Origin of the sequence: Lentibacillus juripiscarius (genome assembly GCF_042685205.1) — a bacterium.
In the GTDB taxonomy this organism is placed as follows: Bacteria; Bacillota; Bacilli; order Bacillales; family Amphibacillaceae; genus Lentibacillus; species Lentibacillus juripiscarius.
In genome coordinates, this window is the sequence record NZ_JBHUNA010000004.1 from 36475 (window position 1) to 48610 (window position 12136).

General features: G+C 44.8%; 11 protein-coding genes. All 11 read right to left on the minus strand.

Annotated features, from left to right (window positions below):
- A partial coding sequence (locus ACFSUO_RS02660; RefSeq protein ID WP_382390843.1) for an ATP-binding cassette domain-containing protein occupies window positions 1–209 on the minus strand: 209 nt, incomplete at its 3' end.
- Window positions 210–1241: 1032 nt separating this feature from the next.
- On the minus strand, window positions 1242–2363 hold the full coding sequence (locus ACFSUO_RS02665; protein ID WP_382390821.1) for a BMP family lipoprotein: 1122 nt from the start codon (window positions 2361–2363) through the stop codon (window positions 1242–1244).
- Between the two features lie 117 nt (window positions 2364–2480).
- Window positions 2481–3206 carry a GntR family transcriptional regulator gene (locus ACFSUO_RS02670; RefSeq protein WP_382390823.1) on the minus strand — a complete coding sequence of 242 codons (726 nt, stop codon included), beginning with the start codon at window positions 3204–3206 and terminating at the stop codon, window positions 2481–2483.
- Window positions 3207–3661: 455 nt separating this feature from the next.
- Window positions 3662–5965 carry an FtsK/SpoIIIE family DNA translocase gene (locus ACFSUO_RS02675; RefSeq protein WP_382390825.1) on the minus strand — a complete coding sequence of 768 codons (2304 nt, stop codon included), beginning with the start codon at window positions 5963–5965 and terminating at the stop codon, window positions 3662–3664.
- Between the two features lie 126 nt (window positions 5966–6091).
- Window positions 6092–6298 (minus strand): YlzJ-like family protein, encoded by a 207-nt coding sequence (locus tag ACFSUO_RS02680; RefSeq protein WP_382390827.1) that lies wholly within the window; start codon window positions 6296–6298, stop codon window positions 6092–6094.
- Complete coding sequence (locus ACFSUO_RS02685) at window positions 6295–7029, minus strand: ClpP family protease (protein WP_382390829.1); 735 nt, start codon at window positions 7027–7029, stop codon at window positions 6295–6297. The genes ACFSUO_RS02680 and ACFSUO_RS02685 overlap by 4 nt, the downstream gene beginning before the upstream one ends.
- Before the next feature lie 158 nt (window positions 7030–7187).
- Complete coding sequence (gene dapA / locus ACFSUO_RS02690; protein WP_382390831.1) at window positions 7188–8054, minus strand: 4-hydroxy-tetrahydrodipicolinate synthase; 867 nt, start codon at window positions 8052–8054, stop codon at window positions 7188–7190.
- A gap of 118 nt (window positions 8055–8172) precedes the next feature.
- Window positions 8173–9405 (minus strand): aspartate kinase, encoded by a 1233-nt coding sequence (gene dapG / locus ACFSUO_RS02695; RefSeq protein WP_382390833.1) that lies wholly within the window; start codon window positions 9403–9405, stop codon window positions 8173–8175.
- A 16-nt stretch (window positions 9406–9421) separates the two neighbouring features.
- Window positions 9422–10468 (minus strand): aspartate-semialdehyde dehydrogenase, encoded by a 1047-nt coding sequence (gene asd, locus ACFSUO_RS02700; RefSeq protein ID WP_382390835.1) that lies wholly within the window; start codon window positions 10466–10468, stop codon window positions 9422–9424.
- 50 nt (window positions 10469–10518) lie between these two features.
- Window positions 10519–11109 carry a dipicolinate synthase subunit B gene (dpaB, locus tag ACFSUO_RS02705; protein WP_382390837.1) on the minus strand — a complete coding sequence of 197 codons (591 nt, stop codon included), beginning with the start codon at window positions 11107–11109 and terminating at the stop codon, window positions 10519–10521.
- A complete protein-coding gene (gene dpaA, locus ACFSUO_RS02710) occupies window positions 11109–11993 on the minus strand; it encodes a dipicolinic acid synthetase subunit A (protein ID WP_382390839.1) in 885 nt (294 codons plus the stop codon). The genes dpaB and dpaA overlap by 1 nt, the downstream gene beginning before the upstream one ends.
- Between the last annotated feature and the right edge of the window lie 143 nt (window positions 11994–12136).

Genomic DNA, 12136 nt, shown 5'->3' on the forward strand with positions numbered 1-12136 from the left:
ATATTCACCTTTTCCCCTTTAACACGAATTTCACCTTTATCGGGCTGGTATAATCCAAAGAGCACATTCATCAAGGTGGATTTCCCGGCACCGTTTTCACCAAGCAGTGCATGGATTTCACCTTTCTTTAATTGCAGCGTTATGTTGTCGTTTGCCACAACGCCTGGAAATTCTTTACGTATGTTGACCATTTCAATAGCATAATCCACGTATCGGTCACTCCCTTTGGTTAAAATAGATTGTTTCTGAGCGTGAGCGAATTTCATAATTCGATATCTGCCTTAAAAATACGAACAATAAGGTTGTTGTCTTTGATTTCCACTTCAGGTGGACGCTTTCACCACCCCGGGTACAAGTGCGACATCTGCTTAAGCTTCCTTTGGTCGCTTTCGCAGTGTCTTCTTTGCCCAGAGCGGCTGATGAGCCTCCTCATGCTCGTCGTGTTGCAAGCTTTTTCAGTGAGGCAGCACTCCTCGCAGGTCGAAGCGTATTCGTTGGAGCTTTGCTTTGTGCTCGTCGTGTTGCAAGTGTGGACGTGGATGCTGCACTCCTCGCAGGTCGAAAGCAACTCTTTGAAGTTTTACTTTGGACTAACGCCCCCGCGGGTCTCATCTAGGTCTCTTATCCCGCAGGAGTTGTCCGCCTTCCATTCCAATTTTTGGTCTCGAGACGGCCTCTCAAGACCTTTTCGACCGCTTTCAAGTGCCGTTTTGGTCTCGAGAAGGGCTCTCAAGACCTTTTCGACCGCTTTCAAGTGCCGTTTTGGTCTCGAGATGGGCTCTCGAGTCCTTTTCGACCGCTTTCAAGTGCCGTTTTGGTCTCGAGATGGGCTCTCAAGACCTTTTCGACCGCTTTCAAGTGCCGTTTTGGTTTCGAGAAGGGCTCTCAAGACCTTTTCGACCGCTTTTTGGTGCCGTTTTGGTCTCGAGATGGGCTCTCGAAACCTTTTCGACCGCCTTCAAGTGCCGTTTTGGTCTCGAGATGAGCGCTCGGGTCCCTTTCAGCGATTTTCGAAGCTACACACCAATCTTCCAAGGTGGAGTATATGATTAAGTGTGTTATATGTTCGTATATCAAACAGAAAAAGCATTTATGAAATTCATTCAGCGTTATAAAAAATTGCCAAATGAAAAGGGGGGCAGCTCTTCATTTGAAAATTTTTCAAATGAGATTTTTTGTTCCTTTCATGTGGTTCATTATGGAAGAAAAGGCTGGCATGAAAACCAGCCTTTTCCATATATTTACAGTGATTCCAAGTAGCTTTCCAATTCTTCAATTGTCTGCGGAACGTCTACTTCACCATCAACAATTTTCTGTTTCCACTCGTCGACAGCTTCTGCAATATCATCCGTGTAAGCCTCTTCGTTCGTATCCGCAAGGCCGACACCTTCATCTTCCACACCAAATTCAAGCACTTCGCCACCTGGGAATTCACCGTCCATAGCCATGTTGGTAACCTCTTGAACAGAATGATCAACCCGTTTAATCATGGAAGTCAATGTTACATTATGGTCGCCAATCTGGCCCTCTTCATACTGGTCACGGTCAACACCGATCACCCATACTTCACGGTCAGGATTATTATTTTTAATGTCTTTTGCTTGTGCAAACACTCCGTTTCCAGTTGCACCTGACGAGTGGTAAATAACGTCGACATCATTATTATACATATTGCTTGCGATCATTTTACCGTCATCCGGTGCATCAAAAGCACCCGCATATTGAACATCGATTTCAATGTCAGGATTGACCGTCTTTGCTCCTGCACGGAAGCCGGATTCAAATTTGTTAATCAAGTCGGAGTCTGTGCCCCCAACAAAGCCGATTTTATCTGTTTTTGTTTTCTTCGCGGCTGCAACACCAGCCAGGAATGAACCTTCATGGTCAGCAAATGTAATACTGGCAATGTTCGGTCCTTCGACTACTTCGTCAACAATAGCAAAATGAGTGTCCGGATATTGTTCAGAAACTTCCTTAATTGCATCCGCCAGTTTATAGCCAATGCCAAAAACTAAGTTATAATCATCACGGACAAGTGTATTCAGGTTAGGAAGATAATCAGCGTCGTCATTTGACTGTGCATAATCAAAGCCTTCTCCTTTTTCAAGGCCCTGTTCCTCTCCCCATGCCTTTAATCCTTCCCAGGCAGACTGGTTAAACGATTTGTCATCAACACCGCCAACGTCTGTTACCATCGCCGCAGAGAAATCGGAACTGTCTTCATTCGCTGCATTGTCACCGTTTTCGGAACCGTTGTCAGAACCACTGTTTTCTTCCCCGGAATCACCGCCGCCACAGGCTGCCAAAACCATTCCAAGACTCAGTAATAAAGCAAATACCAAAATGAGTTTACGGTTGTTCATGTGTAATACCCCCTGTAATTTGTGATATATGGATCCAATACAACCATCTGCCGCGTAATTATCCCCTGCTTTCCGGTCATCACCTCCTAAACGTAATATCGTTTATTATGAAAACCCTTACAACCTCTTCCTTAAAACGTGAAAACTAAACATGTCCGACCGGAAGAAATTCGCCGAGTATAAAACCGGATCATCATCAGCCGTATAGTGCATTTGTTTCAGCAGCAGAAGTGACTGTTCAGGGTCACATTTCAATGTTTCATGAATCCGGTCATGGTAACTGACAGGTTCAATATATGTAACCGCATAGGCTATCCTGTTACCGGAGTGTTCCTCCATCAATTTGAATAATGAATCCGATTCATGAACACGGTCGATGGGGACAAGACCCTCAGGCAGTTTATCAATACAAAACACGACCGGATCATTATCCGCCGTCCGGACACGTTCAATTTTCACGAGCGATTGCAGTTCTTTCGGCGCAAATTTACGCTGTTCGTCTTCAGTAGGCTCAAGGAATTCTGTTGTCAGAAACTGTGAACCGGGTCTTTTGCCGGATTGTTCAATCATATAGGTTACACTGTTCAGTTGTTCAATCCCAGAGGAAAAAATCGGCTTAGGATTAACAAATGTCCCAACGCCATGTCTGCGTGTGACAATATTTTCCTCTTCCAGTATCCTTAATGCTTCACGCAGCGTCGCACGGGAGACACCCAATTCCTTTGACAGCTGGAATTCCGATGGCAGTTTTTGCTTTGGTTTATATTTACCGCTTTCAATATCGTGCTTAACCTGATCGATAACTTGCAAATATAAATGACGCGAATCTATTTTAAGCGACATGCTGACCCCCCCTTTCGTTTGCAGGACCTCTATAAAAGTGCGTACAACCTCTAAAATAGAAATCTGACATCTGACGTATGACTCATTAGTTCGACATAAATATAACATTTTCCACAAAATAAATAAATAGATTCTGGCGAAGTTTAGCATAATTTTTTAGATTAAAGTCATAGGAAAAAAATCCCGTAAAGTGCATGTTCAAAAAGGATAAAAAGCAGGAATGCTTCCCTGAATCTGCATCGCACGCAGGAAAAGGGCTTTTCTTTTCCGAGGAACGAAAAAGCAAGCCAACGATCTTCTCGCGTGTTGTGGTGACTTCGACGTTCGACACAGGACGTGTCGGTATTTAGTCGAAGGTCCTCTATTGATGTGTCATTTTTACCGGACTTTTTGAACAACCTCGTAAAAAAGACAGCAATTCCCAACTAAAGAATTGCTGTCCGATCCGGTAACGATCACGATGTTTTTTCTTCATTCACTTGTGACACAAGGACAGTGCGTGGTTTGCTGCCTTCATACGGCCCCACTATACCCCTGTCCTCCATCGCATCAATCAGCCGGGCAGCCCGGGTATAACCGATCCGGAATCGCCGCTGCAGCATGGATACACTGGCACTCTGCATTTCAGTTATTAGCTGTACTGCTTCGTCATACAATTCATCATCGACCTCTGAAGTGGCTTCACTCGTTTCTTCCGGGATCATTTCTTCCTGATAAGAAGCTTTCTGCTGTTCGACACAATGATCGACTACCCGCTCTACTTCTTCATCCGATAAAAACGCGCCCTGCACCCTGGTCGGTTTGGATGAACCTACCGGCGTGAACAGCATATCACCTCGTCCTAACAGCTTTTCGGCACCACCAGCATCAAGAATGGTCCGTGAATCTGTTGCCGACGATACACTGAACGCTATCCGGGACGGAATATTAGCTTTAATGACACCGGTAATAACATCAACGGAAGGACGCTGTGTTGCCAGGATCAAATGTATGCCGGCTGCCCTTGCCATTTGTGCAAGTCGTGTAATGGCATCCTCCACATCGTTGGAAGCAACCATCATCAAGTCTGCCAGCTCGTCCACTAGAACGACGATGTATGGAAGATTTGGCTGCTGTTCCTCCTCCGGCAGTGTCTGATTATACTTCCGGATATAGTCATTGTACCCTTCGATATTGCGCGTGCTTGTTTCCGAGAACAGTTCGTACCGCCGTTCCATTTCATCAACGATTTTCTTCAATGCCTTTGATGCTTTTTTAGGGTCAGTAACAACCGGTGTCAGCAAATGCGGGATGCCGTTATACACATTAAGCTCTACTTTTTTAGGATCAATCATCATCATTTTGACTTCGTGTGGTTTCGCCCGCATTAAAATCGTCGTAATAATGCCGTTCACGCAAACACTTTTCCCGCTCCCGGTTGCACCAGCGATCAGCATGTGCGGCATTTTGCTCAACTCGGAAACAACAGCATCACCGGAGATATCCCGACCAAGCGCAAATAATAGTTTAGAAGATTGTTTGGTAACCGCACTGTCCAGAACTTCCCGCAAGGAAACCATCGCAATTTCCTCATTCGGCACTTCTATGCCCACAGCTGATTTACCTGGTATAGGTGCTTCAATCCGGATATCTTTAGCGGCCAAGGCAAGTGCCAAATCATCATGCAAATTGACTATTTTGCTTACTTTGACGCCAGCCTCAGGGTAGACCTCGTACTTGGTAACGGCCGGGCCGACATGCACTTTTGTAACGCGTGCTTTAACCCCAAAACTCTGAAAAGTCCGTTCCAATTTCCGGACTGTTGCCTGAATTTGCGACTTCTCCTGCTGTTGCGAACTTTGTGCAGGTTCCGCCAGTAGGTTAGGAGGAGGCAGTTCATACTCATGATTTTCACTTTCAGTCATCGGCAGCGGATTATCCTCCTCCACTTCAACTGGTTCATCTGCTTTCCCTTCGTCTGGAACAGGTTCCGCGTTATCTGGTACAGGGGTGTCGTCTGAATTCTCTTCCGTTTCCTGCACGTCAAAAGAATAGGCAACATCCGTAAAGTCCTGAATGACTGGTTCATCCTTTTCAGGGGTGTCATCCGGCTCCACATCCAGCGCTTCGTCATTCTGGCTCTCCTTGCTACTAGCTTTGAATTCCAGCAGCCGCTGTTTGGCTGAACGGATCACAGCCACAAATCGTTCCATCCATTTCGCTACAAAGTCACCAAGCGAGAACTCTGTCATAAAAATAATGCCTATTAATATAGAAAATACAGAAACTATCTTCGCACCGGCAGCAGAAAAGAGATAGTAGCTGAATACAAGCAGCAGCGCACCGATTATGCCGCCACCGGTTTGTGCAGCACCACCCTCTCCTTCAACGAACGCGATTAAACTGTTCCATGTTGCCTTGAGAACAGACGGGCTTTCCGGCAGAGCTAGCAGCCTTTCATAGGTTTCTATATGTGAAAACAGCAGCACGCCTCCAAAAATGATATAAAATCCTACCATTTTTTTGCTTGAGAAACTGGGCAATTGTCTTTTAATCATTAATGTAATCCCTATTATCAGCAGAAAAACAGAAGCAACAAAATACCAGATTCCAAGAAAAAAACGGAAAATATATTCCAGACCACCTGGGATCGCACCATCACTAATAGCACTCGCCCCACTTCCAAAAATGGCTATAAATAGAAAAAGCAGTCCAAGCAGCTCCGATTTCACTTGTTTGCTTAATTGATTTTTTTTCTTCTTTCTTTTTTTCTTTGCCAAGACAATCACCTCGCTGCGTGAGAGAATTCTCAAAAACGGAACAGCAAACCCCTGCCATCCGGCGGGCAAGGGTTTTCTTTGACAATTAGTTCCATTATAGCACAGTTTTCATTGTTTGACGTAGGTTTATCGCAAAATAGTTCCAGGGATGTAATCTGTGTTCATAAAATCATTTGGATCCGTCGAGAGTACTTGCAGTAACTGGAATTGTCCGTCTTCCATTTCCTCTACATACAATTGCTTGCCATTGTGCGAGACACAATGCCGCTTTTGTAAATCAGCCTCCGAAACAGGAAAAATATCTGTTTCAGCGAGTGGCGTGTATAGAATCATTGTATCACCTGATCTTCTGGTCCTTTATTGTCATCAATCATTTCATTCAATTTTTGCATGGCTTGTGTCACACCACCGATTCCATCAATTAAGCCATGTTCAACTGCATCCTCTCCAACAACATTCGTCCCAATGTCCCTGGTCAAGTTTCCTTTAGCAAACATAAGTTCTTTAAACTTTTCTTCTTCAATATCCGAATGCCCAATCACAAAATCAATGACACGATCCTGCATCTTATCCATATATTCAAATGTTTGCGGTACACCAATAACTAGCCCATTCATCCGAATTGGATGGATGGTCATCGTCGCTGTTGGCACAATATACGAGTAATCGGTAGAAACCGCAATCGGCACGCCTATGGAATGGCCCCCGCCCAAAACAACGGAAACGGTTGGTTTTGATACGGACCCAATCATCTCCGACAGGGCCAGACCCGCCTCCACATCACCGCCGACTGTATTAAGCAGAACAATAAGCCCTTCAATTTTCGGGTTTTGTTCGATAGCTATAAGCTGGGGTAGCAAATGCTCGTATTTGGTCGTTTTATTTTGTGCGGGCAGCTGCACGTGCCCCTCCACTTGTCCAATTATAGACAGCACATGAATATTGGAATCCGGTGCCTGTGGTACATTGGATTGACCAAGCTGCTGAATCTTCTGTACTAAAGACGAATTGTTCGCCTGATCTCCCTGATTCTGATCGCCTTTCTTCCCTGGATCTTTTTCCATGTATGGTCACTCCTTTAACATACTCATTCCAAAATTAGTATGAACAAGTTTGGAGCAGTCCATGCAGCAGATTTAGAAAACGTGACATTCGCCAAGCCTTAATGGCGGATGTCATAGTTGCACTTATGTATAAAATATCGGCTCCCAGGCCGATATTTTTAATTATTGATCAACTTTTTTAATGATTCTTTTTCCAAATCAGTTAATCCAACTAAAGGCAGACGGACATGACCAACGTCAATCCCTTTCATATTCAGTCCCGTTTTCACCGGTGCTGGAGAAGGCTGATCAAACAACACGTTCATGAGCGGCAGCAATTTACGGTGAATGGATGCAGCTTTTCTTACATCACCCGACCGATACGCGTGTACCATATCCTGGATTTTACTCCCGGCAATATGGGATGCAACTGACACGACGCCATTTGCACCAAGAGAAAGCATCGGCAGTGTGATGCTGTCCTCCCCACAGTAAACGCTGAAATCTTCCGCTGTCTGTTCAATAATCTTGGATACCTGGTCTAAGTCACCACTGGCTTCTTTTACGGACACAACATTCTCTAGCTTGCTCAAGCGTATTATCGTGTCTGCATCCATCTTAACAGCAGTCCGGCCCGGGACATTATACAGCATGACCGGCAGATTGGCCGCATTTGCAACTGCTTCAAAATGCCTATATAGCCCTTCCGGATTAGGTTTATTATAGTATGGCACGACAAGCATAATCCCATCTGCACCAACTGATTCCGCTTCCTTGGTCAATGCGATGGATGCAGCCGTGTCATTGCTTCCGGTCCCGGCAATGACAGGCACACGCCCATTCACTGTTTCTGCGACATGTCTGAAGAGAGAGACCTTTTCTTCTTTTGTCAGTGTAGGTGATTCACCGGTAGTGCCGCCAACAACAAGCCCATCACTCCCGTTATCCAGCAAATATTCCACCAGACGGTCCGTTTTGTCAAAGTCAATTTCACCTTGCGCGTCAAATGGTGTAACCATCGCGGTCACAACGTTACCAAACTCCATTTCATGACACCTTTCTTTTTTAGTGGCTGTATTGTAAAAAGTTGTTGCTAACTGAATAAAGAAATAAATATTTCATGCGTGGCCAGGTAACAACAACCCCTTTTAATTAACCGATCATTTAAACGGGCTGCTCATTCACATGGTTTAGTTCGAAAACGTCGTGAAGTGCGTTCACAGCTGTTTTCAAATCCTGTTCATGGATGAGCACCCAAATGGTTGTATGACTGTCCGCAGATTGCAATATTTGCACACCTGCGTTTGTTAGTGACTGAACGATTCTTGATGCAACACCTGGCACACCGGTCATTCCGGCGCCAACTGCGGAAACTTTGGCACAGTTTTCCGTTATTTCCGGGTAAAAACCTAATGTTTCAAGAATGTGCACAGCTTTTTCCGTGTGCGCATCCGGCACAGTATAGATAACGCCGGTTGGTGAAATATTGATGAAATCAACAGAAATCCCTGCTTCAGCCATTGCTTTGAAAACATCAGACTGGAGCCGGTGTGTCTCTTCTTTCGTCTGGACCTTTATTTGCGTGATTGATGACATGTGAGCAATACCGGTAATCAGGCGGTCAGGGATATCCGTTCCCGTTTCCTGAATTCGCGATGCAGTTATCAGTGTCCCTTCATCTTCGACATAAGTCGACCGAACGCGCATAGGAATTTTCGCTTGCATGGCAATTTCAACAGCACGAGGGTGGATTACTTTAGCACCCTGATATGCCAAATTGCATATTTCCGTATACGTCACTATATCCATCGGTCTCGCAGATGAAACCATATTGGGGTCTGCTGTCATCACCCCATTCACATCTGTGAAAATTTCGACCCGGTCTGCATCTAGTGCGGCACCCAGGGCGGCCGCAGTCGTATCACTGCCGCCACGGCCAATCGTTGTTATCTCCCCGGATTCCGTATGCCCCTGGAAGCCAGCTACGACAACGACATCATGCTGTTTAAATTCCTCAAGAACTCGATCAGCCTTCACTTCTTTAATTTTCGCCTGCGTGAAATCGTCATTTGTTACAAAGCCGGCCTGTGCGCCGGTAAGTGCTGACGCATTGATATGATGTTTCTGTAGTTCATTTGACAATACAACTGACGCAATTGTTTCCCCACAGGACATAAGCAGATCCAATTCACGATTGGAATTATAATTTTTTGGGAAGTCAACCAGATCCAGCAATGTGTCTGTTGCATAAGGAGCTGGTTTCCGCCCTAAAGCAGATACAACGACGACAAGTTTATAATTATTCATTAAGGCATTTTTAATGTGTTGAATAACGTGATTTCGATTTTCTTCGGTTTGTACAGACGTACCCCCGAATTTCTGAACCACTATCTGCATGATTCCACCTCAATTTTTAAAGCCATTTATTCTGAATTAAGCGTTCTGCGATTTGAATGGTGTTCAATGCAGCACCTTTCATCAAGTTATCAGACACAACCCAGAAATGAAAGCCATTGTCATTATCCAGATCTTTACGGACACGACCGGCAAACACTTCTTCTTTCTCCGCGGCACTCAGTGGTGTCGGGTAGGTCTGTGTCTGTGGGTCATCTTCAAGAACGACACCATCCGCATTACCGAGAGTGTTTTGTATATCTTTTACGGAGAGGCCGTTTTCTTCAACTTCGGCGTACACACTTTCCGCGTGGGATGTGAAAATCGGCAATCTGACACAAGTTGCGGCGATAGCCAGTGCGTCGTCATGGAGAATTTTCTTGGATTCATTTATCATTTTCATTTCCTCAAACGTGTAGCCGTTATCCTGAAAGACATCAATTTGGGGTAAGGCATTAAATGCAATTGGAAGGTGTTTCTCATCCCCTTTGACAGGCAGCAGTTCCGCTGTCATGTCTTCCCCATTAACGTATTGCTTCGTCTGTTCCTCAAGTTCATCGCATGCTTCATTACCGGAACCTGACACAGCCTGATACGTTGACACAATCACACGTTTCAGACCAAAAGCTTCCTGTATCGGTTTTAAAGTCGCAACCATTTGGATAGTGGAGCAATTTGGATTTGCAATAATTCCGTTATGTGATTGCAGATCTTGTTCATTCACTTCCGGTACAACTAGTGGAACGTCTTTATCCAGCCTGTAAGCACTGGTATTATCCACAACCACCGCGCCACGTTTGACCGCTTCGGGTGCCAGTTTTTTAGAAACAGAACCTCCTGCTGAGAACAATGCTATATCGACATCCTCAAAGCTTTCTGGAACAGCTTCCTCAACCGTTATTTCCCTATTGGCAAAAAATACTTTTTTACCAGCTGACCGTTGCGACGACAATAGTTTCAGTTGTTTAATAGGAATATCTTTTTTTTCCAATAGCTGAACAATCTTTTGTCCAACTGCACCAGTAGCTCCTACAACTGCAATAGTAAATGCTGTTTTTTCCGCCATTTATTCTGACACCTCTCTAAAATAATAGATTGGTTTTATTCTACCACATTTTAACCGGAATGAGGAATGATGACAGGCTGAATTTGCTGATGTTTTAGCGCCGATTCAATGGTGGCGGATAATTGGCCCATGTCGGAAACGAGTGAATTTGGCTTTTTATACGGATTATCTTGCCCATACGGAATAAAATAATAATATTTGCTGGCCATCAGCCGCATTAAATTAACCCCATTCATCCCTAGTGCGTCATTCGTTGCTATGCCGAGTACGACTGGATTCTGGTTTCTTATCGTTGCTTTAGAGGCCATCAGCACTGGTGTATCCGTGAGAGCATTCGCAAGCTTGCTCATGGAGTTTCCGGTCAAAGGGGCAATTACCATACAGTCAAGAGGAAGCGCCGGTCCTAGTGGTTCTGCCTCAGGAATTGTTTTGATGGCACGTTTGCCCGTAATCGATTCTATTTTGGCAACATGATCATCTGCATAGCCAAACTTGGTATCGGTATTCTGGACTGTGTAGGATACAATCGGGATAACCTCCGCCCCGGACTCCACCAATTTTTCCAGTTCCGGAAAAACCTGGTCATACGTGCAGTGTGAACCGGTGATGCCAAAGCCAATCCGTTTTCCTTCTAATCCCATTACAGATTCTCCTTCCGTTCAGTTAAAAATTGTTTAATAACATCCGCCAATATTTTACCAGCCGTCTTTGGTGCGACTACTCCAGGCAGACTTTTGGCCAGAATCGCTTTGATGCCACGCTGGTCCGCATAATTAAAGTCGGTTCCGCCTGGTTTCGACGCGAGGTCAAAGATGATGCCATGAGGAGGAAGATGCTGAATAGCATCTTTGGTGACGACCTGGGCCGGAACTGTATTAATAAGCAAATCACATGAACCTGTATGTTCATGCATCTGATCGAACGGGATGGCCGTATGCCCTAATTCTGTTATTCGGGCCAAGTCCATAATGCTTTCGGCACAAACGGAGACCTTCGCACCAAGGGCTGCGAACTTATTTGCTACTGTGTTCCCGACTCTGCCAAATCCGACAACAATAACACGTGAAGAATGGATAGTAAAGTCGGTATGTTTGATAGCCATCATAATCGTGCCTTCTGCTGTTGGAATCGAATTATAAATGGCCACGTCATCACGATTAAGCAGTGGAATGAGTTTTACATTAGCCTGTTCCGCTGCTTCATCCAGATAGGCATTTGAAATTCCGGTAAATAAAACAGCCGAATCCTTCAACCCTTTAAACCATTCATCCGTCAGCTGGATCGTTTGGTCTGAAAAAACCGTTTCCACGTACCCCGACTGATCGGTCCCGGTAATAGGCAAAATAATGGCATCCATTTGCGCCTGGTCCAGATCGTTAAATTCTATTTGGTGTGATCCTGTAAATCCTTGCTCCAATTTGTCAAAGCCAATTAAATGTATGGTTATATTCGGCAATGCCTGCAGCTGGCGTATTAATTCCAGATACCGTGCATCCCCGCCTATAACAGCAATTTGTTGAGTCATTCTTGTTCCTTCCCTCCACATATGTTGCTGTCTCAATTCTTTTATAGTTTATGTTTAAATCACAAGTTAGTGACTAAATAGAGTAGGGTAACCTTTCTCAAGGCTACCCCCTCATCAAACCGCACGTGCCCTATTAAGGCATA

Bases quoted from the DNA above. Each gene is read 5' to 3' on its own strand.
- ACFSUO_RS02685 (WP_382390829.1), bottom strand. From the start codon at position 7,029: ATGGAAAAAGATCCAGGGAAGAAAGGCGATCAGAATCAGGGAGATCAG.
- asd (WP_382390835.1), bottom strand. From the start codon at position 10,468: ATGGCGGAAAAAACAGCATTTACTATTGCAGTTGTAGGAGCTACTGGT.
- ACFSUO_RS02680 (WP_382390827.1), bottom strand. From the start codon at position 6,298: ATGATTCTATACACGCCACTCGCTGAAACAGATATTTTTCCTGTTTCG.
- dpaA (WP_382390839.1), bottom strand. From the start codon at position 11,993: ATGACTCAACAAATTGCTGTTATAGGCGGGGATGCACGGTATCTGGAA.
- dpaB (WP_382390837.1), bottom strand. From the start codon at position 11,109: ATGGGATTAGAAGGAAAACGGATTGGCTTTGGCATCACCGGTTCACAC.
- dapG (WP_382390833.1), bottom strand. From the start codon at position 9,405: ATGCAGATAGTGGTTCAGAAATTCGGGGGTACGTCTGTACAAACCGAA.
- ACFSUO_RS02665 (WP_382390821.1), bottom strand. From the start codon at position 2,363: ATGAACAACCGTAAACTCATTTTGGTATTTGCTTTATTACTGAGTCTT.
- dapA (WP_382390831.1), bottom strand. From the start codon at position 8,054: ATGGAGTTTGGTAACGTTGTGACCGCGATGGTTACACCATTTGACGCG.
- ACFSUO_RS02670 (WP_382390823.1), bottom strand. From the start codon at position 3,206: ATGTCGCTTAAAATAGATTCGCGTCATTTATATTTGCAAGTTATCGAT.